Annotated in this window: 17 protein-coding genes; all 17 read left to right on the forward strand. The window is 29.3% G+C overall.

Annotated features, from left to right (window positions below):
• The first annotated feature begins 10 nt into the window (after positions 1–10).
• The 17 genes from EM932_RS07050 to EM932_RS07130 all read left to right on the forward strand — a co-directional run bounded on the left by EM932_RS07050 (position 11) and on the right by EM932_RS07130 (position 22,634).
• Entirely contained in the window at positions 11–478 is a 468-nt protein-coding gene (locus EM932_RS07050; protein WP_135876476.1) for a TRAP transporter small permease, read from the forward strand.
• Positions 478–1,773: a TRAP transporter large permease gene (locus EM932_RS07055; RefSeq protein WP_135876477.1), complete on the forward strand. Its 1,296-nt coding sequence runs from the start codon at positions 478–480 to the stop codon at positions 1,771–1,773. Before EM932_RS07050 ends, EM932_RS07055 begins: the two co-directional genes overlap by 1 nt.
• Positions 1,774–2,292: 519 nt before the next feature.
• The gene (locus EM932_RS07060) at positions 2,293–5,364 is read left to right on the forward strand and encodes a PHB depolymerase family esterase (RefSeq protein ID WP_135876478.1); all 3,072 of its coding nucleotides are present in this window, start codon (positions 2,293–2,295) and stop codon (positions 5,362–5,364) included.
• A 7-nt stretch (positions 5,365–5,371) separates the two neighbouring features.
• Entirely contained in the window at positions 5,372–7,234 is a 1,863-nt protein-coding gene (locus tag EM932_RS07065; RefSeq protein WP_135876479.1) for an O-antigen ligase family protein, read from the forward strand.
• 166 nt (positions 7,235–7,400) lie between these two features.
• Positions 7,401–7,736 carry a hypothetical protein gene (locus EM932_RS07070; RefSeq protein ID WP_135876480.1) on the forward strand — a complete coding sequence of 112 codons (336 nt, stop codon included), beginning with the start codon at positions 7,401–7,403 and terminating at the stop codon, positions 7,734–7,736.
• Positions 7,737–7,800: 64 nt separating this feature from the next.
• Positions 7,801–9,036, forward strand: a complete 1,236-nt coding sequence (locus EM932_RS07075) for a 6-bladed beta-propeller (RefSeq protein ID WP_135876481.1) — start codon at positions 7,801–7,803, stop codon at positions 9,034–9,036.
• A gap of 5 nt (positions 9,037–9,041) precedes the next feature.
• Positions 9,042–9,662 carry a hypothetical protein gene (locus EM932_RS07080; RefSeq protein ID WP_135876482.1) on the forward strand — a complete coding sequence of 207 codons (621 nt, stop codon included), beginning with the start codon at positions 9,042–9,044 and terminating at the stop codon, positions 9,660–9,662.
• A gap of 307 nt (positions 9,663–9,969) precedes the next feature.
• Complete coding sequence (locus EM932_RS07085) at positions 9,970–11,187, forward strand: 6-bladed beta-propeller (protein ID WP_135876483.1); 1,218 nt, start codon at positions 9,970–9,972, stop codon at positions 11,185–11,187.
• 4 nt (positions 11,188–11,191) lie between these two features.
• Positions 11,192–12,352 carry an efflux RND transporter periplasmic adaptor subunit gene (locus EM932_RS07090; RefSeq protein WP_135876484.1) on the forward strand — a complete coding sequence of 387 codons (1,161 nt, stop codon included), beginning with the start codon at positions 11,192–11,194 and terminating at the stop codon, positions 12,350–12,352.
• Positions 12,353–12,370: 18 nt separating this feature from the next.
• Complete coding sequence (locus tag EM932_RS07095; protein WP_135876485.1) at positions 12,371–15,454, forward strand: efflux RND transporter permease subunit; 3,084 nt, start codon at positions 12,371–12,373, stop codon at positions 15,452–15,454.
• Complete coding sequence (locus EM932_RS07100; protein ID WP_135876486.1) at positions 15,451–16,968, forward strand: TolC family protein; 1,518 nt, start codon at positions 15,451–15,453, stop codon at positions 16,966–16,968. The genes EM932_RS07095 and EM932_RS07100 overlap by 4 nt, the downstream gene beginning before the upstream one ends.
• Positions 16,969–17,467: 499 nt before the next feature.
• The gene (locus EM932_RS07105; protein ID WP_135876487.1) at positions 17,468–17,863 is read left to right on the forward strand and encodes a hypothetical protein; all 396 of its coding nucleotides are present in this window, start codon (positions 17,468–17,470) and stop codon (positions 17,861–17,863) included.
• Positions 17,864–17,936: 73 nt separating this feature from the next.
• Positions 17,937–19,193 (forward strand): 6-bladed beta-propeller, encoded by a 1,257-nt coding sequence (locus EM932_RS07110; RefSeq protein ID WP_135876488.1) that lies wholly within the window; start codon positions 17,937–17,939, stop codon positions 19,191–19,193.
• Complete coding sequence (locus EM932_RS07115; RefSeq protein ID WP_135876489.1) at positions 19,180–19,740, forward strand: hypothetical protein; 561 nt, start codon at positions 19,180–19,182, stop codon at positions 19,738–19,740. Before EM932_RS07110 ends, EM932_RS07115 begins: the two co-directional genes overlap by 14 nt.
• A 607-nt stretch (positions 19,741–20,347) precedes the next feature.
• Positions 20,348–20,650 (forward strand): hypothetical protein, encoded by a 303-nt coding sequence (locus tag EM932_RS07120; protein WP_135876490.1) that lies wholly within the window; start codon positions 20,348–20,350, stop codon positions 20,648–20,650.
• Between the two features lie 144 nt (positions 20,651–20,794).
• Positions 20,795–22,081: a 6-bladed beta-propeller gene (locus tag EM932_RS07125; protein WP_135876491.1), complete on the forward strand. Its 1,287-nt coding sequence runs from the start codon at positions 20,795–20,797 to the stop codon at positions 22,079–22,081.
• The gene (locus tag EM932_RS07130) at positions 22,071–22,634 is read left to right on the forward strand and encodes a hypothetical protein (protein ID WP_135876492.1); all 564 of its coding nucleotides are present in this window, start codon (positions 22,071–22,073) and stop codon (positions 22,632–22,634) included. Before EM932_RS07125 ends, EM932_RS07130 begins: the two co-directional genes overlap by 11 nt.
• Positions 22,635–22,736: the final 102 nt, after the last annotated feature.

Here is a 22,736-nt window from a genome sequence, read left to right on the forward strand (position 1 = left end):
TTATAAAATTATGGAAATAAGAAAGAAAATAGATAAGGTTCTAGGCAATACTTTGGTTTTAATTATGGCCGTTATGGTTGTAAATGTACTTTGGCAGGTATTTACCAGATTTATAGTAGGTACGCCAAGTTCGTTTACAGATGAATTAGCCAGATATTTAATGATTTGGGTCGGTGTATTAGGAGCTGCTTATGTTTCTGGAAAGCGAATGCATGTTGCCATAGATTTAATTCCCAGAAAAATTAGTAAACCAAACCAAGTTAAGTTAAAGATTTTTGTAAACATTCTCATCATCATTTTTTGTTTGGCGGCACTTGTTATTGGGGGTGCCAGGTTAGTCTATATAACCTATGTTTTAGAACAATACTCGCCTGCACTTCAAATTCCATTGGCACTCGTTTACTTAGTGATTCCTATTAGTGGGCTCTTAATTATTTTCTATAAAGTTTCAGACATTTTTAATAAACAATTATTCTAATGGAATATATACCAGTAATCATTTTAGTTTTAAGTTTCGTTAGTTTATTGTTAATAGGTGTACCTGTTGCCTGGAGTATCGCTATTTCATCATTATTAACTATGATGGTAAGTATTCCAACGTTACCGGCATTAACAACCGTTTCTCAAAGAATAGGCACGGGACTCGATAGTTTTGCACTTCTCGCCATTCCGTTTTTTGTACTTTCAGGACAACTCATGAACAAAGGAGGCATAGCCCATCGCTTAATAGCTTTTGCTAAAACTTTAGTAGGGGCTCTTCCTGGAGGATTGGCTTTGATAAATGTTGTTTCAGCCATGCTTATGGGGGCTATTGCAGGTTCGGCTATGGCTTCTGCATCCGCAATGGGAAGTATATTAGGTCCGGAAATGGAGAAAGAAGGCTATTCTAAAGAATTTGGAGCTGCTGTAAATATTACATCTTCTACTATAGGACTTGTTATTCCTCCAAGTAATGTGTTAATTGTATATTCTCTGGCTAGTGGTGGTGTGTCTATAGCGGCATTGTTCCTCGCTGGATATATCCCTGGAATTCTAACAGGACTATTTTTAATGATAGTTGCCTCACTTTGGGCTAAAAAGAAAAAATATAAAGTTGGAAAACGTAGTTCTTTAAAGGATGTTGTGAAAACATTTATAGCAGCTTTCCCAAGTTTAATGCTTTTAGTAGTTGTTATAGGAGGTATTGTTACTGGAATTTTTACTGCGACAGAAGCTTCTGCAATTGCCGTACTATATACATTAGTTCTTGCGTTTTACTACAAAGAAATTTCAATTAAGGGCTTACCTCAGATATTTTTAGATTCTTGTGGTACAACGGCTATTGTGATGTTATTAATTGGCACATCCATGAGTATGTCCTGGATTATGAGTTATGAAAATATTCCTCAGGATATTTCTACCTTGCTTTTAGGGGTTAGTGATAATCCTATTATCGTTTTATTGATCATTAACCTATTGCTTTTATTTGTGGGTATATTTATGGATATGACACCTGCTGTTTTGATTTTTACACCTATATTTTTACCAATCATTACAGAGTTAGGCATGGATCCTGTACAGTTCGGAATCGTGATGGTGCTTAACTTATGTATTGGACTCTGTACACCTCCCGTCGGCTCGGTCTTGTTTGTCGGTGTTGGTATTGCAAATACAACCATAGAAAAAGTAGTGAAACCGTTATTGCCGCTCTTTGTTTCTATGATTGTAGCGTTATTTCTGGTAACGTATTTTCCTGAATTAAGCTTGTGGTTACCTAGGTTATTTGGGTTATAATAAAATTAGTATATAAATCTTTAGAAGATGTTATGTAGAGCAATTTTTCAATGATTATTTAAATTTGATTTTTCTAAATTAAGAGCTTCAACCTCCTTTAAAACTTTTTTGATCCATAATTGTAAAGAATAATAATACATTTATACATAGCTTCTAAACAATTTTTTTTATTAAACTTTCGTTCTCAGTAGTTTTACACCCTCACTGTACATAAAAGTATAAAACTATTGCGATTGTATTTTACAACTTGTCTTCAATACAAGCAGTGGCATTTATTTCATCTCGTATTGATTATTTTCTTCAGATTCAACAAAAAAATGTTTTTTGAACGAAATATCATATTTATTTGAACATTTTGAACCCTTTGACATACGAAAAATTGTGGGAAATTTATGAAATAGATATAGTGTGATCAATAAGCTTGAAGTTTAAGGATTTATCTGTCCTTTCTTAAAGATTAATTTTTAATCTAACAAGTTATAGTCTTTTAACCCAAAAACAGTTAAACTTACTTACAGAATGGCAAATGTTAATTTTAAAATTGCTTGTTTCTTTTTTTTAATTTTAATGTGTTTTTTCCAATCTTGTTTAAATAATAGAGACATCCCAATAAATAAAATTGATAGGTTAAGTGAGGACAACGATTATATTATAACAGATTGGCAAATAACAGGTCCTTTTTATTCAGATACACTTTTTTCAAGTGAAATTAAGAAACCTGACTATTATCCCTTGAAAAGTCGTGGGATTGTAGAAGAGTCTAAGTTGAATTCTAAGTTGATTGTGGGTTTAAATAATAGTGAGCGTGATGCCTCTTCCCATGGTTCGAATAATTATACAAATTCTAGATACCATAATGAACAAGGCTATGTCGATTTCGGAAACTATTTTAAGTTAAATAAAACGGCTGTTACGTATATGTCTTGTTTTATTAATAGTCATATTGAACAAGATGTGGTTTTTATGGTAGGTGCCGCAGACGGTTACAAAATGTTTCTAAATGGAGATTCAATATGTAATTCATATAATCTTCGCAATTTTGTTCCGTATTCGGATATAGTACATGCAAAACTAAAAAAAGGGAATAATTTATTAATCATTAAATTAATAAATACTCGCAAAACCTGGATGAAAACTGACTATAACAAGCAATGGAAATTTAATTGTAAACTAACAAACTCAGATCGTTATTATAGTTTTTATCAGAAAATTAAAAATGACTATCTTAAATTTCTTGTCGTTCCAAAATTTTATCCACTTGAATTACAAGATGTGTTTGATTCAATGAATCCTGCTCATAAAATTTCTTTGTTTGACCCTCACCGTAAACGAATAGGTTCAGATAGTTCTAATTTAGGAGTAAAAGAATTTAAATTACCATCTAGCATGAAGCCAGGGTTGTACGAGGCAGAAATCTATACTAAGAAAGATACGTTTTCACAACAGTTTTATTATGGAGATTTAAAAAATGGTATAGAAAACCTTTTAGAGCAAGCAAATAATATCATCAAAAATACTTCTGATGTAAAACTAAAAATTAATTTGCAAGCCTTAGTTAAAAGGCATCAATTAATAGAAGATCATTATACAGATCGTAAAGGAATACATATAGAAACTTCAGAGGATGGAATAAACTATAGTACATTAACAAAATCACTTATAGTGCCCACCAGGTGGTTGAATTTAAACCATAAAAATTTTTTACGATTATCACCTATTGCAGATAAAAGTAGTAAAATTTCGGAAATTAGTTTTTATACTGAGGGGCGTTCTAGCTCAAGGATAAATCCAAAACGAGTTAGCGATACGATACGTTTTTCAGAAATAACAGATAACAATGATGATACATTTACCGTACTAAGAAAGAAAGAAGCTCCCTTAGTAATTGAATTTGATAGTCATAAAAAACCTCTTTTTGCTCGTATAATACCGGATCAACAATGGCATGTATTAGAAAAAAAATACCTGTTTATATATTCTGAACTGTATGATATTTTAGATAAACTAAAAAAGGAAGAAGAACCATTTAAAGATGTATCGGGGAACCATATTAGGAGTTTTATTTCAAGAATAGACAATAAACCGCAACATTATTTTATTCAAACTCCCAAAGAAGACATTCTAAAACAAAAAAAAATGCCATTGATAGTACAATGCCGTTTTTATGAGAAACAACACTTAGATTTCTTAAAAAGTGTTTTTGTGTCTAATATAGAGGTTATTGACCTGTACTCTTATTGGTTAAATGAGAATAAGTGTATTATGGTAACACCATCTGGCAGGACGTATTCAAAAGCTATACAAACTCCTATTGCCGAGGCTGATGTATTGGCTGTTATTGAAGAGGTTAAAAAAGATTATAATATAGATGCATCACGAATATATTTATATGGAATTTGTAGTGGAAGTAAATTAGCGCTTTCACTTGCTAGCAAGTATCCCGATAAATTTGCAGCCGTTGGTATTGCTAGTGGTGCTTTTAAAACCCGAGTAGATAATAAATGGGAGCAATTTAATCTTCCTGCAACGATGACTTCAAACGTTTATAACCTTCCTGTTTATGCCTTTAATATAGAATCTGATAACCATTCACCTATAGAAATTATGAAGACGTATGTAGACGAAGCTCGAAAAAACGAAATAGAAATTGATTTTGATGTGTATAAAAATCACCATTTAAAAGCATTTCCTTTTTGGTATCGTCCAACTAACGTGCTATCAAGTTTTCAAAATAAAACATTAAGCATACCAAAAAAAATAATATATGAAACAGCATATTATAAGTATAACAAGGCATATTGGATAAGTGTATTTCCTGAAAAAACTGGTGACAAAGGAACTATTAAAGCTATTGCCAAAGGAAACAATATTACTGTTGATGCCGATAAAATAAAGAAATTTTCAATTTTAACAAATGAAGCCCCAATCGATAAAAATAAAAAGTTAATAATTAGCTTAAACGGTGAATCCAAAATTTACATGCCTCCTTATCCTAAAGAATTAACAATCTGGCTTTCAGATAAGAATTTAGATACGATTGCTCAAAAAAATGAATTTACAGAAGGGCCAATAATAGATATTTTTAGAAATCATTTTATACTTATTAAAGGAAGTCTGGGGTCAAAATCGCAACGAATTAGTGAAGATAGTCTAGCTAATAAGTTTATAAATATATGGGAGAATAGTTATTATGTAAAACCCGAACTTAAAACAGATTATGAGGTTATGGATACCGATATCCAGAGTAGTAACCTTATTCTTCTAGGAAATCAGTATACTAATAAAATTTTTAAAGCTATTTATAAACAGACACCTCTTAAAGTAGAAAAAGATTATATAGAACTTGATGGAAGAAAATTTAAAGGGAATGCTTTGGGGTATTATATGGTTTATCCTAATCCGCTTAACCCTAAAAAATATATGGTATTGATTGGAGGTAATGATCTTAGTAAAGTAACATTAGATAAGCGAAACTTGGCCGAGGACGGTTTTTTCGATTATGAAATATTTAATTATAGGTATAGAATAGCGGAAATAATCGATAAAGGTTATTTTAATCAGTATTGGAAGCTATCAAATAAGAATAAATAATTTTCCAATGACAAAAAGACTTCATCTATATATTATTTCTATAGCCCTAATAATACTATTAATTGGGTTGCCTCTTGTTAATATAAAAACGTATGCACAATCAACAATTACAAGTAAATTTATCGTGTTTGCTTATAGTTGCTTTGCTATTATAGGGATTCACCTCTTTTTTATAATCTTCTCTAAGGTAAAAGCGATTTACATTTCTAAAATAGATATTATTCTTTTGATCATTATAGGCTATTTAACATTAAATAGATATGTATTTCAAGCCGATTATAGTTTTTCTATGAGGTATCTGGAATTATTAGGGTTGAGCATTTTATACCTTGTTATAAGAGGTCTACCAATTAAAAGTTATACATGGCTTTTGTTGGCTATAATTATTTCTGGTATCATACAAGCCGTTTATGGTAACCTACAATTATTAGGATATTATCCGTCAAATCACTCAGGGTTTAAACTAACAGGAAGTTTTTTTAACCCAGGCCCCTATGCTGGATTTTTAGCTGCTGTATGGCCTGTAGCCTTAGGTATGTATTTGTTTAAGGACCAGGTTATAGTTCATGCATTCGAACAGTTTAGAAACAGATCAAAAACAGTCAATATTTTAATAGCGTATGTTTTTGAATATATACCAGTTCTGGGAATTGCTTGTATCATGCTAGTCATTCCATCAACACATTCTAGAGGAGCTTGGCTATCCATAATAATAAGTAGTATTCTTTTAATAGAGTATAGATACCTATTAATTAGCAAAGTATTAAAAAAACTTAACCATATCAAAAGAGGGATATTAATAACTCTCACCGTGTTAATAATAAGTGGTGGCTTATTTGGAGTATATCATTTCAAAAAGGGGTCTTCAGATGGGCGTTTGTTCATATGGAAAGTTACTACAGAGATTGTTAAGGATAACCCATTCTTTGGTGTTGGCTTCGATCGTTTTAAGGCACATTATATGAATTATCAAGCCAATTACTTTGTTGAGCATGGTGAAACCGCTGAGACCTTGGTAGCAGATAATAGCTATTACACCTTTAATGAGTGGTTACAATATACTGCAGAGAATGGACTTGTAGGTGGTGTGTTGCTATGTGTACTTTTATATTTATTACTTAAGATCTCTATAAGAAAAGAATATAAATACCTATATATTCTTTTGGTGTTTGGGTTATTAGCATGTGCTGTCTTTGCATTTTTTTCATATCCTTTACAAATAGTGCCTATAAAGCTTGTAGCCTTTGTGTTATTAGCATTGTTGGTGAACCTTGATATTAAAAAACACCGAGTTTTTAATACGCAAGAAAAGCCAAAGCCATTCATTCTATTAAAAGCAGGGATATGTATTCTTGGATTAATAGGGGTTGTAAAAGGGGGGCAATATACCAGTGTTTTAGAGCAAAACTTTAAAACTTGGGAAAATGCTCAAAGTAGTTATCAGTATGGCGATTACCGAGGAGCCATACAAGACTATAAAAAGGCATATTCCATTTTAAAAAAAGATGGTGATTTTTTAATGAATTATGGTAAAGCTCTTTCAATTTATAAACGAGATAAAAAAGCAGTAGAAATTCTAACACAAGCTAAAAACTATTTGAACACTACTATTATAGAAACAGCATTAGGGGATGCTTATAAAAACATGAAACAATACAAAGAAGCCGAAATAGCTTATAAGCATGCTGCTAATATGATTCCTTCTAGGTTTTATCCATTATATCTCTTAGCTAAATTATATGAAGAAAGTGGTGAAAAAGAGAAAGCGATTTTAATGGCTAAAACCATATTAAATAAAAAAGTAAAAATAGCCTCAACTGCCATAGAAGAAATAAAAGAGGAAATGAAAGATATAATCACAAATGAATAATTGTTTAACTAAAACTAATGCCAATGATGTAAAGTATATTAAATGATAACAAGGAAATCTATAAGAAAGATTTTGATAGTCTAATGTATTAGGTAATTACATATTTTAAAGTAGTATGCCTTTCCAAACTTAAATGTATAAGTATAATAATTTAAAATTTAATAAAATGAAAAAAATAATAAAATTTACATCAATACTTATGTTTGCTGTACTTTTAGTCTTTAATACTACATCCTTCATTGCTCAGATTGATAATGATGATGATTTAAAATTATCATCATTAATGAACTTAGTTAAAGCAAATGCAGAGAGTCAAAATTGTACTGAATCAGATGGTGAAGTGCTCACTTCAAATAAGGGTTTTACAAGCCCAACAACTATGTGTTATGGTGCTAATGATGTTGTTTGTGGTGTGGCTTTTGGTTGTGAAGAAGACACTGAAGCTAAAGAACTACCACCAAATCAACTAGCTACTTGTTTTGTTACTGTTTGTGCTGATTAGTTTTATTTATAACGATTAAGGAAGGTATTTTAGTACCTTCCTTAATTTAATTTAATACAATAAAATGAAATTCTATATAATAATATTTTTGATTACAATAATTTCTTGTACTAAGGAAAATAGAGAATTAGATGGTAAAGTTATTGATTTGGCAAATACTTATAATCAAAAACCTTTGAAAGTTAATTTAAGCGAAATTGCTTCAGAAATAGAGTATATTCAATTACAAACAAGTGATAAATCATTATTAAATAGAATAGATAATGAATCGAATAATATTAAATTTTTTAATAAAAAAATTTTAATTAAAGATAAGTTGAATAGTTTGTTGTTGTTTAATTTTAAAGGAGAATTTTTATCAAAGATTGGGGCTTTAGGTAAAGGTCCTGGCGAATATTTGAAAATTGACGGCTTTACCATATTGACAGAAGAAGAGTCAATAGTTATCAATTCAAGACAAGAAAAAAAAATGAGGCTATATGATTATAGTGGAATATTTAAAAATGATTTTTCTACTAAATTTCAAACTAATAATATATTTTCATTTAATAACCACTTGATATCTGTAAATAATTTTGATTTTAGAAAATATTCTGGATACAATAATTTAAGTGTTTTTTCAAAAGAAGGGGAATTAAAAAGTCAATTACTATTCAAGTCGTTTGAAAAAAGCTTAGGAAAAAAAAATAAAAACTATATACATTGGTCTTATAATTCAAGAGCAATTAATACTTATAATTTAAAAGGTAAACAGTTTTTTTGGGAATATGGACTTTATGATTCTAAGGATACAATTTGGGAAATTAATAGTGATTTTATACCTAAACCTAGTCATATTTTTCATTTTGGAGGAAAAAAGCCAGCAATGAAATCGTTTTTTAAAGATAAAAAACCATCTATTAATGAACTCTCTAAGTTGACAGGAATTATCGGCTTTATTGATACTAGTAATTCTATGTTTATAGAATTGGGTATGCTAGATAAAAAAATTAAAATCTATAGAGATAAAAAAGTAGATATGAATATTAGGGTCGGATATAAAATACCTTCAACTAATTCTATTAATTTCTCTTTTTATAATGATATAGATGAAGGGATGCCTTTTTGGCCTGATGGGATGGTTTCAGAGAATAAAATCTTTAAACTAGTCTATGGTTATGAAATTAAAAGATTTTTGAAAGAAAATATAGCAGAGGATAAAGATACTATCCATGAAAGAAAAAAAAGATTACGACAAATGGTTGAAAATGCAAAGATATATGATAATCCAATTTTAATGATTGTAACTTTAAAAGATTAAATTTAATGAAAAAAATAAGTTATATACTAATTATTATTTTATTCATTTTCAATGTTGTTTTACTTTTTAATATTAACAATAATGTAGAAGAGGACAAAAAAAACAAAGAATATTTAACCAGTTTACAATCATTTTATGATGATAAATTTATCGTAGAAAAACAAAATGAAAGCCTTAAATTAGATAAAAACCTAAAACTATTAACTATTGAGGGTGATACAATTTTGGTTAAAGATATATTTAAAAGCAATAAAATTGTTTTAAAGTATTCATTGTTTAATTGTGAAGCTTGTATTCAGGCTGAGTATAAAATTTTGGCTGAATTCAATTCAGTGATTATGGATCAAGTATGTATTATTGCTTATTATGATAGAGTAAGAGATTTAATAGGGGATTATAGTAAGTTAAAGCAAATTGGACTCGATAAAATTCCTATGTATCTAATTCAAAATGATAAATTTGGGATTCCAATAGATGAACAGAATACACCATATTACTTTCAAATCAATTCTGATTTAATGATGAGTAATTTTTTTATTCCAATAAAAGAAAAGCCTAAACTATCTGAATATTATCTAAAATTTGGATTAAAGAATTTTTTTAGCAACGACGCTTTAAAAAAGTGAAATGTATATTCATAAAAATAACCGTAATGTGCCGTAATGATTAAATTAAAACGATGTCATCATAAAAGTATAATATGACTCAAGTGTCTATTGCTAATGCAGGAGGAAGATGTTGTGGTGGGAGAGATGAATGAGTGCCACATTCCAGCTATATAGATTCTTAGGTAGTAGGATTTGCTTTGACCCTTAAGGAATAGCTTGTGGTCAGTATGCCTATTGAGAATCAGAGGAAGACAGTTTGTGTAATGCATGGCAATGTGCTGTATTTGTATAAATATAATTAAAGCACTAAAGATTAAATAAAAAGATGAAAGAATTAAGGATATTACTGGTGTCACTAATCATATTTTTTTCTTGTGAAAAAGATATTAAAACCACTAATAATACTATATCTATTGATTTGATTTCTGCTATTAGTAATAAAGAAAGAATTAATTTAAGTAGCATAGCTAAAAGCATAGACTATATCCCTTTACAAACAGATAGTCTTAATTTAATAGGTAAGATAGATAAGCCCAATATAGATGTATTGTTTATTGATAATAAAATATTAATTAATTCTGGGGAATTATTTTTATTTACTGATAAAGGGAGGCTTTTAAACAAAATAGGAACCCAAGGTAGGGGACCTGATGAATATGTTAAAATAGCTGATTTTGCGACAATAAAAAAAGAAAATAACACTTTAGTTGCTATTCATTCTGGAGCTCAACAAAAGGCAATATTATATAACCTTGAAGGAAACCATGTGAAAAGTATACCTATTGATTTTTGGCCAATGAGGATTACTTCGCTATCTGATGATATAGTATGCATTAATTTAAGAGGTGTTAGAAAAGATTCTGATTACTATGCTTTTAGTATAATATCTCCTATTAATGGGAAACTAAAGAAAAGGTTATTATATAAGGGAAATGAAAAAGAAATTGAATCAGGAAATAAAAAATTAGATGTTGAAGGTCGAATTAACTATTACAAAATAAAGGATACACTCAGTTACTGGGAATCTGGTTATGACACTATATGGAGAATTACTGATGACCTAAAGATCTTTCCAAAATATGTTTTAAATATAGGTGAAAATAAAATGCCTATAAATGAACAAATAAATGGTAACTTATTTAACTTTAATAAGATCGTTAAATATAATTCCGTACAAAAATGCTTTGAATCTCAAAAATATTTATTTTTTGAGACTTGTATTAATAAACGTCTTCATAAATTATATTATGATAAAAACAGTCAGGAGGTCAATTGTGTAGAATTTAAAAAACCTTTTGGAAAAGGTATTCATTTTTCTTTTTATAACAATATTGACGGAGGAATGCCTTTTTGGCCACAGGGAAAAATGTCTGATAATAAAATGTTTATGTTAGCTTATGGATATGAAATAAAAGATTATTTAGAACGTATAGACGGTAGTTATAATGCTATAGATGAAGCAAGAGAAAGATTATTAAAATTGGTAAAACATTCTAAAATTAGTGATAATCCTATTTTAATGGTTGTTACATTGAATAAATAGAACTATGAAAAACACAACAGTTATTATTGTTATGTCTGCTTTATTAGGGATAAGTATGATTGGAAAAAAATATTTTGAAAAAGTATCACTAGTATTAGTTTTAATGACTGTATTAACTTTTTCACATTGTAAAGAGGTCGAGTCTAAACTAGATCAAGAAAAAGGCATTGCTAAAAAACAATATCTCCCAGAAAAAAACGAAGTAAATGTCTTGATCTTAAAAAAAGATATTTTCAGAAAAGAATTAGTCAGCAATGGCCGTCTTGTAGCTTTAGAAAAAAGCGAACTAAAATTCAATGTAAGTGAAAAGTTAGAAAAGATATATGTTAAAAATGGAGATCATGTAAAAAAAGGACAGGTATTAGCAACCTTAAATGCCTTTATCTATCGTCAAAAAGTTAATAAAGCCGAAATAGATTTAAAAGAAGCCACTTTTGAGTTTAATGATTTACAAGTGCGCCGTGGTTTTAGCTCTAATACTAAAGATAGTCTTGCCAAAAAAGAATACGATATGATGGCTATTAAATCAGGCTATAAAAATGCATTACATCAATTAGAGAATGCCCGTTTCGATTTAAGGTCAACTAAATTAACAGCCCCCTTTAGTGGTAAAATTGCCAATATAAATAGCAAACAATACGAACAGATCAGCTCGGGAAAAGAATTTATAACCCTTATTAACGATGCCGTTTTTGAAGTGGAATTTTATGTGATAGAATCAGAACTTAAAGATATTAAAATAGAAGATAAGGTCACCATAGTCCCTTTTGCTATTGATAAGAAATACGAAGGCCATATAGCGACCATAAACCCACAAGTAGAGAAAGATGGTACTATTTTAATAAAGGCTCAAGTTAAAAATGATGGTGATTTATTAGAGGGGATGAATGTAAAAGTATTCATTGAAAAAGATATTCCAGATCAGTTTGTAGTACCTAAGACTGCTGTGGTATTAAGAGACAACCAAGAGGTTTTGTTTAAAGTGAAAAACGGAAAAGCCTATTGGACCTATATACAAACAACACTAGAAAATAGTAAGGAATATGCTTTGATTCCACATCCGGATAAAAGTAGTGCTTCTTTAAAACCTGGAGATACGATTATTGTTTCTGATAATTTAAACTTGGCACATGATAGTGAAATATCAATAAAGCCTAAAGATTAACTGTTATAGTAAAGCCCTATGGTCAAGTTTTTAATACATAAACCTATAGCCGTTTTAATGACGGCATTAGGCATTCTTATTTTAGGAATCTATGCTTTTGGCTTTATACCGGTGTCATTAATGCCCGATATAGACATTCCGGAAATTACGGTGCAAATGCAAGCTGATAATATGTCTGCAAGGCAATTAGAGGATGCCGTATTAAAACCACTGCGTTCTCGTTTAATGCAAGTAAGCCATTTAAAGGACATAAAAAGTGAATCTAGTAATGAATCCGGAATTATTAAATTGAGTTTTACACATGGCAGTAATATAGATTACTCCTTTATTGAGGTTAATGAAAAGATTGATAGAATTATAGGGACTTTACCTAAAACGATCAAACGTCCTAAAGTTATAAAAGCCAGCACAACAGATATTCCGGTATTTTATTTAAGTATGACAGTTCAGGAGCCTGTTAAACTCCGTAAAAGTTCTACTATTCAAAATAATAATTTGTATCCTGTTTCTCAAGAATTTATTGATTTTAATCGCTTTACGAATCAGGTGATCCGTAAACGAATAGAACAGGTAAATGAGGTAGCAATGGTAGATGTTAGCGGTTTAATTACTCCGGAAATTCTAATCATACCCCATCAAAATAAATTAGATGCTTTAGGTCTAAGTTTGGATGATTTAGAATCTTCCATAAAGAAAAATGATTTAGATATAGGAAGCCTTTTAATTAAAGATAATCAATATCAATACGATGTACGTCTGGGAACATCTTTAAAGGATATTAAAGATATTGAATCTATCTATATCCATAAAAACAATCGTATTTTTCAGTTAAAGGAGCTTGCCGAAGTTATTGAACATCCCCAAAACAGAACGGGCTTGGTGCTGTCTAACGGTAAAGAAGCCGTTACCATGGCCATTATAAAGCAAAGTGATGCGAGAATGGCCGATTTAAAAACGTCTTTAGATAATCTTTTAGTGCATCTGAAAAAAGACTATCCACATATTGATTTTTCTATTACCAGAGATCAAACCAAATTATTAGACTATGCCATTAACAACTTACTTCAGAGTTTACTATGGGGCATGTTACTAGCTTTTGGGATTATGTTTTTATTTTTAAAAAATGTAAAATCGCCTTTATTAATAGGAATTACTATTCCAACTTCAATTATTGTTTGCCTATTGTTTTTTCATCTTTTAGGCATTTCAATTAATATTATTTCTTTATCAGGATTGGTTTTAGGTATAGGGCTTATGATAGATAATTCTATCATTGTTATTGATAATATTACCCAGTACAGAGCGCAGGGGTATAAATTATCTAAAGCTTGCGTGTTGGGAACAAACGAAGTCTTAAAACCATTACTTAGTTCTGCTTTAACGACCTGTGCGGTATTTTTGCCTTTGGTATTTTTAAGCGGGATCAGTGGGGCTTTATTTTATGACCAAGCTATGGCAATAAGTATTGGCTTGTTTGTATCGCTATTAGTCTCTATTGCTTTATTGCCTGTTTTATATCGATTATTTCATTTAAAAGACACTAAAAAAATAAGCAAAATCAACCGTTTTCTTAACAAAACAAACACGTTAGATTATGGAGCTTTATACGAAAAAGGCTTTCGGTTGGTAATGAAAAAACAACATATATCCTGGGGGATATGCCTATTACTTTTAGTTATTGCGATAGGCATGTTTAGTAGCTTACCTAAATCACAAATGCCAGCTTTAACCAGTACAGAGACTTTATTTAAAATAGATTGGAATGAACAAATAAATGTTGAAGAAAATAAACGGAGAGTCTTAGAGTTACTGGAACCTATACAAGAAAAGGTAGTTAACCATACCACTTTAGTAGGAACACAACAGTTTTTATTAGATAAAGATTCGGAAGCCAAAACATCAGAAACAACTATTTATTTACAGGCTAAATCTCAAGAAGAGTTATCACATATAAAATCACATTTAAATAATTTTTTAACAAGCGAATATCCTGACATTGTTTATAAGTATAATGAAGTTGACAACATTTTTAGCCTGATTTTTTCGAATAAAGAAACACCTTTAGTCGCCAGATTACGACATGTTGAAAATTTAGGAAGCGATCAAAATGACCAATTAAAAAATATTTGGTATCAGGTACAGGCAAATTTAGAGGGGATTGAATTAAAGCCTATAGCATGGCAAGAGCACATAACACTTGTTGCCGATCAAGAAAACTTAATCACCTATAATGTCACGCCTAATGTGTTATTTAACACCCTTAAAAGTGCTTTTAATGAACGTGAAATCATATCTATTGTAGACAATCAAAATTTTGTGCCTGTGATTTTAGGAGGTGATACGAAACATATTGATGACATTTTAAGCGAAACAACTATAAAGTCTCAAGATCATGCTGTTTTTAGGGTGAAAGATTTTATTAAAGTGGTAAAAGCTAAAGATTTAAAAAGTATTGCAGGAGGTACGGAAGGGGAGTATTATCCTTTAGAATTTAATATTGAAGAAGAACATGTTGAAAGTACTATAGCCAATGTAAAACAAATAATAAGCAATAATAAATGGTACGATGTAAATTTTTCTGGAAGCTTTTTTTCAAATCAAGAATTAATGGGCGAATTAAAAATAGTGCTATTAATTTCTTTGGTATTACTCTATTTTATTTTAGCTTCTCAATTTGAGTCTTTCGTTTTACCTCTCGTTATATTGTTTGAGGTTCCTATAGATTTAGCGGGTGCTTTTTTATTTTTAAAACTTTTTGGTATGAGTATTAATCTCATGTCCATGATTGGTATCGTCGTTATGAGTGGTATCATTATTAACGATTCTATTTTAAAAATAGATACCATTATTCAATTACAACGTCAGGGATATTCCTTAATAAAAGCTTTGCTAGTAGCCGGAAAACGCCGTTTAAAACCGATACTTATGACGAGTTTAACTACCATTCTGGCCTTAGTGCCTTTATTGTTTTCAAGTGGTCTAGGAGCAGAATTACAAGCACCTTTGGCAGTCGCTTTGATAGGAGGTATGCTTTTAGGAACGCTGGTAAGTCTTTATTTTATACCCCTTTGTTATTACCATTTTACCAAGAAAATAAGATGAAATATATTAAAATAAAACAAATAAGTGTTGTAATAGGTATCGTATTAAGCTTTACAAAAATAGTGGCGCAACAAAACGATACGTTATCTAATGGTATGCAACAAAGCATTACTCTTGATGCTATTTTAAAACTTGCCAGTAAAAAATCTTTAGATGTTTTTAAAGCTAAACGAAAATATGGCGTTAATTATTGGCAATTTAGATCATTTAAATCGAGTTTGCTTCCTAAAATTGATTTTGAGACCAGACCGTTTACTTTTAATAGAGCTTTAATAGAGCGTTATGACTCCGAACAAAACATAGATGTCTTTAGGCAGCAACAAACTATAAATAGTTTTGCAAACCTTTCCATAAGTCAAAATATTCGGGCTACAGGCACTCGCGTTTTTATTAATTCCAGTTTTAACAGGCTTGAAAATTTTGGTGATCTAGAAGTAGAAAACTATAGTGCAACACCAGTTAGAATAGGTTTGTCGCAACCTATCATGGCATTTAACACCTTTAAATGGCAACAAAAAACGGAGCCCTTAGAATTTCAAAAAGCAAAACAGGATTTTCTATATGAATTACAGACTATTAATTTAAGATCGGTTGATCTATTTTTTAAATGGGCTTTGGCTAGTAAAAAGGTAGAAATAGCCAAAGAAAATAAAGCGTCTGCAGAAAAACTATTCAATATTGGTAAAAAACGTTATGATTTAATTGCTATTGAACGCGATGAGCTTCTAAACCTAGAATTAGATGTATATAATGCGAATACGAACCTAACTCGTAATTTACAAACTTTACAAAAAACAGAAGCAGAATTACAATTGTTTTTAAGAGATCAGTTACCACCACGTATTGTTCCAGAATTACCAGAATTAATTTCTAATTTGAATATAGATTTAAATAGAGCTATAGAATTAGCCTATCAAAACAATCCAGAAATACTCGATTTAAAAATTAGAAAAATTGAGGCTTTAAGAGATTTGGATCGCGCAATAAAAAATAACCGATTTGATCTATCATTAACAGCAAGTTATGGTTTAAACCAGCAGGCCAATACGTTTGTGGATGCTTACGGTAGGTTTTTAGACCAGCAGATGGTTGCTATACAACTTAATGTACCCATATTGGATTGGGGTGAGCGTAAAGGGAGGGTAAAAACAGCCAAGATGAATAAAGATGTGATAGATATAGAATTACAGCAAAATGAAGACACTTATAAGCAGGATATCACTTTAAAAGTTTTAGACTTCAATCTTCAGAAAGAATTGGTATTTGGGGCTTTACGAACCAGTGAGATCTCAAAAGAATCATATGATCTAACTCAAAAACGTTTTTTATCAGGACGTGTCGATTTTTTAAATTTAACAGCTTCCAGAAAAGCATGGCAACTAGCCAATGAGAACTATATACAAGCTTTACAAAACTATTGGACATTGTATTATAAAGTGCAACAACTAACACTTTATAATTTTATTGAAGACAGCCCTCTAATGCAAGATTTTGATACCATACTTGAAGATTAATTAATTTAGACATTAAAGTTAATTATGACCTACGCTGAAAGAAAAGAAAAAGAAACTCATTTGCTATATCTAATAGAACATGAAAGACTTTGTTCATTAAAAAAAGTAGCGAATGATTACAGTTGTAGTATAAGAACCGTAAAACGAATGCTCTCAAATTTACGAGAAGAGGGCTATTCCATCATCTATTGCAGAAAAAGCAATAAATATTTTCTTAAAAAATAGCAAAGTGACAGAATCTGTCCCTCAAACACATTTTATTTGTATGGTACAAATATAAAACCTCTGAGCTATTTAATATGTTAAAAAATATAATCACAAATTGTTTAACTAAAAATTCATGCCAATGACATAAATAAAAAATACCCAGAGGAAGTCTTTAATTTTTTAGGCTAAATAGTTTTAAGTTTAAAACTATTTGATATTCTACAAAGGTAGTATTTCCTATAGACTTTTGTTTAGTATTAAAATATTTTTCAACAATTTAAATTTAACAGAAATGAAAAGAATAATAGGGTTTTTAGGAATAGTAGTGTTTGCAATTGCTTTATCTTTTAGCATGAAGATAAATACAAGCTCAAACACTAAATTAGCTAATTTAATGACTATAAATTATGCCAACGCCGAACCAGGAGGTGCGTGGGATAAAACTAAAAGAACACCATGCGATCCAATATGGAGAACCAATACTTATAGCTATTGGGCAAATTTGGCATCTTTGACATCTATAATTTCAGAAATTGAAAGTAATGGTCAAACAGTTACAGGTACGCAATCATATAATGGGGGTTTTGTAATAACTGCGGAAGCCTATGAAGAAGTTGAACAGGAGAAAAAAGATTGTGTTCAAGGTTGGGGGTTTTGTTTCACAAAGACCCCTTGTGGTGACGTTTAACAATGCAAATAACTAAGTCAAAAAAATACCAATACGATCGTATTGGTATTTTTACATTAGAATATCTAAAGAAATGAAAAAGCTAAACACATTTATACGATTAATTCTTTTATTAACATTGGTAATAGGTTGTGATAAAAACAAGAAGAGCCCCTATAAAACCATTAAAATGGGAGCAATTAAAGACTCCATAAGTATCGAAATAGATAAAAAAATTGCTATTAAAAATTTTTGTTCATTTTTTAAAAAGCAAGAACTTATCAAACTGGAAACCACTGAAGCTTCATTAGTATCTAGCATAGCTAAAATTGTAAAGCATAAAGACAATATATACGTGTTTGATTGGCATACGGATTATAGTGTATTATGCTTTAATGGTAAGGGTAAATTTAAATTTAAGCTCAAAAAACTGGGTAAAGGTCCACATGAATATTTTGACTACAATTATGGAGATATTAATGATTATACTGGTGATATAGAATTATTAGCTAATGGACATCGTCATTTAATAGTTTATGATTCTTTAGGTAATTTTAAGGAGAAAATTAAAATACCTTACAGCTCAAATAGCTTTTGTAGCCTTAAAGACAAACGCTATTTTTATAAAGGCTATATAGAAAATAAAGAAGAAGATTTTAATTTTAGACTTTACAGTACTGATAACAAATGTAAAAATATACTAGCTAAGTATTTACCATATAAAGTATCGAAAGATCCTGAAGCAAGTTCTGGTTATGTTTATGGATTTTCTAAAGTTAAAAAAGGAGAATATCGATTTGTAGAGGCGTTTAATGATACAATATACAAGATAGACACCACTTCTTTTTCATCTTTATATAAGCTAACATTTAATGGATATGAAAGGAATAAACCCTACGATTTTATGTATAATAACAATAAATTTGGAAAAAAAAGAGAGTGGGCTAGAAAATTAAAAATACCAAACCTTAAAACATTTTATGAATTTAAAGACTACATAGCTGGTTCTTATATTACAAATTTAGAGAAGTCTGCTTATATAAAATATTTTATATACGATAAAAAAAACAAAACAACATTATATAATGGCTATGGGGTTAGTTTTTCTAATCAGATAAGTGTGAGTATTTCTGAGATATTACCAAAAATAACTTTAAATGGCATGCCCGCCACCCACATATCTCCAGATAGAATAGAACGTTCCATTAAAAACTTAGCAATAGATTTACTTTATAAGAATAAAAAAGAAGAAGTAAGAGAAACTTTAAGATCTTATTTTGACTATGATGGCAATATTACAGCAAATCCTTATATCATCACTTATAAACCTGAAAAAAATGAGGATAAATAAAAATAATATCTTAATCATAGCATTTATTTATATACTCCTATTCTTCACATCATGTAAAAAGACTGTTCAATCGAAAGAGTTACAAAATAAAAGTATGTATAGTGAAAACACGAATTTAAATTCTAAAATCCTAAAAATGTTACAGCATGATAAGGTCTTTTACAATAAAATTAAAGATTTAACTGAGGAAACATCTAAACTATTCTTTTGTTATTCTAAACATGAATGTAGCACATGTATCGATAATGCCTTTTTGGACATATATACCCTGACTAAAGATCATGCCTTTTTTAATGATGCAATAGTAATAACTCCAGAACTTGAAGAAAAAGAATTACAAAACCTAAACAGACGTTATGATAGTAAAATAGAGTTTATTAATCATAAAGATATTATTTGGGATAACAACTATTTAAATAATGCGAGTAACTTATCTCTTTTCTTTGTTATTAACCAAGAGACCAAAGTAGAAAATGCTTTTATTTACAAAAGACGAAACACTAAATTAAACACTAGGTATTTTAGGCATTTAAAAAACATCTACTAACTTTCTATTTAACAAATGAGCCTGAAAAAAAATCCCCTTTAATTATTCTTTCTTTATTTACTTTAATATTTGGAGAATTCTGGATTGCTATAGTGGTAATGTTAACCGTCATAAGTAGAAAATGCTTATGTCTTTATTATAAAAGAACAATTAGTGAACTGATTAGAACAATTTATACCCCGCAAATTGGTCTGTGAGAATATACTTTTAAACAATGAAAGTTTTATTGCTAAAAACTAGAAATATAGTTAGTCTATGTTATAATAACCAGGACAGCTATAATTAGTAGTAAGATATACAATATATGAACTTACAGAAAAACCTCTGAGTATTAAAAAATTAAAAAAGTATAATCACATATTGTTTAACTAAAAAATGAGCTTATGAAATAAACCCAAACAAACACTCAGAGGAAGAATTTTATTTCGTGCTTGACACGGAATCTATTAAATTGAATCTGAATTTTAAAGATTTATAATTCTTAAAATGACTTAAACAAATATAAGTTATTAATATGTTTTGCAAAGTAGCATATCTCTTTTATAAACTTTGTTAAAGTAAATAAATTTAAGAGGAAAACCCTCATTAACAATTTAAATTAAATAAAATGAAAAAAGTAATTGGAAGCTTTATTGTTTTAGCCTTAGCGGCTGGATTTTATATAAATACGCAAAGTGATAATTTAGAAGCAAATGGTGATTATGTGTTGGATCAATTGTTTACTAAAGCTCATGCGCAAAATGAGGGAGGAGGAGGAATTCCCCCAGGAGGAAACCCTACAGAAGGAACTTGTACTATAACTACAATAATAACGGATAGTAACGGAAAAGAAATATCCAGAACATCAAAGCCTGGTGTTTCTAATGAATGTCCATCTGGATCAAGTGTATGCGAATATTCTTGTACATGATAGCAGATTAATAATAAAGAAAAAATAGAGTATTGTTATATTTTTTTTTAATCAAACATCAACATGGATATTTAAAACATATGTTGATGTTTGATAAAATTAAAGTAAAAAGTTATTAAATAACATTTAACGATTAACACAAAAATGAAGAGTTTTCAATCAAATCTATTATATAAAAAATATAATGTAATTATTTGTATCATAGTTGCAATTATACTGTTTAATTGCAAGGAAGATAAATCTAGAATACCCAGAGAATTAAGGAATGAGCAACAACAAGATTTAACCAATGATGATTTAGATATTATACCAGTAGATTACTCATCTGTAAAAAAAATAGTAATACCAGAAAATTCTTTTTCAAAAGAATTAAAACTAGAAGGTAAAAAAATAATAGATACAGCGTGGTATGTACCTTTGCAAACAACAAGTAAAAGTTTGTTAGGTCAAATTTTAAAAATTGAAATTCATGATGATAAAATATTTGTTTTAGAAAAAACAAGATCTCGTTTATTAGTGTTTTCTAATAAAGGAAGATTTTTAAATCAAATAGGTGCTAAGGGACATGGTCCACATGAATATAATGTTATAAGAGATTTTTGTCTTGATAAAAAAAACAAAAAAGCAATTGTTTATGATGACAGAGCGTCTAAGCTCGCTTATTATAATTACGATGGGAGTTTTAGTAAGAAGGAATCTTTTCCTTTAAGATGTTGGAATTTTTCTTTACATGATGATGTTTTTTTCTTTTATATAGGTGTTAGTGATAATGAACACCTACTGTATGCCCAAGAATACAACTTAGCTATAAAACCTATTAATAGTCAGGTTATAAAAAAGTTTAGTATTCCCGTGGATCCAAATAAAGCAATTTTTGCTAATCAAAATTATTTTAATTCTAACTCAGAATCATTAACATTTTCACTCGGTATAGAAAAAAATATAATATATAAAATTAGTGAAGAAGAAGTCATTCCAGAATATAAAATAATTTTCGACAAACATCAAATTACAGAAGAGCATTTAAAAGATACTGAATTCAGGAATAATTTAGCGAAAACTTCTAAAAAACTAGGGTTAGCTATTTATAGTGGAAATCATTTATTAAGTAATAATTATATCTACCTTAGATATTCGTATAATAATAAGTTTAATCATTTGATTTATAATAAAAAATCTAAAAAAAATATTATATGGAATGAGTATACTTCTAATGATCCATATTCTTTATTCGAGATAAATCCATTATATTTAATTTATAACGAAGATATATTCGTAACAGCAATTGATTCCGATATTTTTCCAAATTTATCCCCGAAAATTGTAGAAGATAAGGACAAAAGATTTAAGAATCTTTGTGCTTCTGTTAAAGAAAGTGATAATCCAATTTTATTATTTTATAAAATAAGAGATATGGATTATGAACAATAGTGATAAAATCATTTTTGGGAGTCAAACGAAAGTAATATTCTTGTCTTTTTTAATTTTAGCCAGTTGTAATAATATTGGGGAAAGAAAAATAACAAAAGAGTTTGAACGAAAAGGTGATTCAATAAGGGGGGATTTTACACTTTCTTCTTTTAATGACTCTATAAAGTTATTTAATGATTTACCCAAGCCTAGTGTTGTTATGAGGTATTCTGAACTTAATTGCAGTGTTTGTATTGATTCAACTGTAGCTTATGTTAAAAAATTAGAACAAGATCTTGGAATTCCTGTAACTTATATTTCAAGCTATTCAAATAGAAGGGATGTCATATTGTTTAAGGAATTAAACGATATTAAAAGTAGTGTTTATAAAACTAATTTTATTTCAAAATATGATTCATTGAATGCCCCTTATTTATATGTTATTGATGATGACCTTGTACAAAAATCAGTGTTTATTCCAAAAAAAGAAGAGATGGGTGAATATATGGACTACCTTAAATACATTGTTAAACATTATTTTGAAGAATCTCTTAATACGTATAAAAGTAAATAAGTTTTTAAAAAGAATTAAATAATTTTAAAATGTATTTGTTGGTAGATAAAAGCTTAAATATCTCACAGATAAAATAGAGTCCTATTTTTTTGTGTAAATTCT

This window comes from Flavivirga rizhaonensis, assembly GCF_004791695.1.
Classification (GTDB): Bacteria; Bacteroidota; Bacteroidia; order Flavobacteriales; family Flavobacteriaceae; genus Flavivirga; species Flavivirga rizhaonensis.

What these genes read in the sequence shown, in the direction of transcription:
- EM932_RS07050 (WP_135876476.1), top strand. Translation starts at nt 11, where the DNA reads ATGGAAATAAGAAAGAAAATAGATAAGGTTCTAGGCAATACTTTGGTT.
- EM932_RS07055 (WP_135876477.1), top strand. Translation starts at nt 478, where the DNA reads ATGGAATATATACCAGTAATCATTTTAGTTTTAAGTTTCGTTAGTTTA.
- EM932_RS07060 (WP_135876478.1), top strand. Translation starts at nt 2,293, where the DNA reads ATGGCAAATGTTAATTTTAAAATTGCTTGTTTCTTTTTTTTAATTTTA.
- EM932_RS07065 (WP_135876479.1), top strand. Translation starts at nt 5,372, where the DNA reads ATGACAAAAAGACTTCATCTATATATTATTTCTATAGCCCTAATAATA.
- EM932_RS07070 (WP_135876480.1), top strand. Translation starts at nt 7,401, where the DNA reads ATGAAAAAAATAATAAAATTTACATCAATACTTATGTTTGCTGTACTT.
- EM932_RS07075 (WP_135876481.1), top strand. Translation starts at nt 7,801, where the DNA reads ATGAAATTCTATATAATAATATTTTTGATTACAATAATTTCTTGTACT.
- EM932_RS07080 (WP_135876482.1), top strand. Translation starts at nt 9,042, where the DNA reads ATGAAAAAAATAAGTTATATACTAATTATTATTTTATTCATTTTCAAT.
- EM932_RS07085 (WP_135876483.1), top strand. Translation starts at nt 9,970, where the DNA reads ATGAAAGAATTAAGGATATTACTGGTGTCACTAATCATATTTTTTTCT.
- EM932_RS07090 (WP_135876484.1), top strand. Translation starts at nt 11,192, where the DNA reads ATGAAAAACACAACAGTTATTATTGTTATGTCTGCTTTATTAGGGATA.
- EM932_RS07095 (WP_135876485.1), top strand. Translation starts at nt 12,371, where the DNA reads ATGGTCAAGTTTTTAATACATAAACCTATAGCCGTTTTAATGACGGCA.
- EM932_RS07100 (WP_135876486.1), top strand. Translation starts at nt 15,451, where the DNA reads ATGAAATATATTAAAATAAAACAAATAAGTGTTGTAATAGGTATCGTA.
- EM932_RS07105 (WP_135876487.1), top strand. Translation starts at nt 17,468, where the DNA reads ATGAAAAGAATAATAGGGTTTTTAGGAATAGTAGTGTTTGCAATTGCT.
- EM932_RS07110 (WP_135876488.1), top strand. Translation starts at nt 17,937, where the DNA reads ATGAAAAAGCTAAACACATTTATACGATTAATTCTTTTATTAACATTG.
- EM932_RS07115 (WP_135876489.1), top strand. Translation starts at nt 19,180, where the DNA reads ATGAGGATAAATAAAAATAATATCTTAATCATAGCATTTATTTATATA.
- EM932_RS07120 (WP_135876490.1), top strand. Translation starts at nt 20,348, where the DNA reads ATGAAAAAAGTAATTGGAAGCTTTATTGTTTTAGCCTTAGCGGCTGGA.
- EM932_RS07125 (WP_135876491.1), top strand. Translation starts at nt 20,795, where the DNA reads ATGAAGAGTTTTCAATCAAATCTATTATATAAAAAATATAATGTAATT.
- EM932_RS07130 (WP_135876492.1), top strand. Translation starts at nt 22,071, where the DNA reads ATGAACAATAGTGATAAAATCATTTTTGGGAGTCAAACGAAAGTAATA.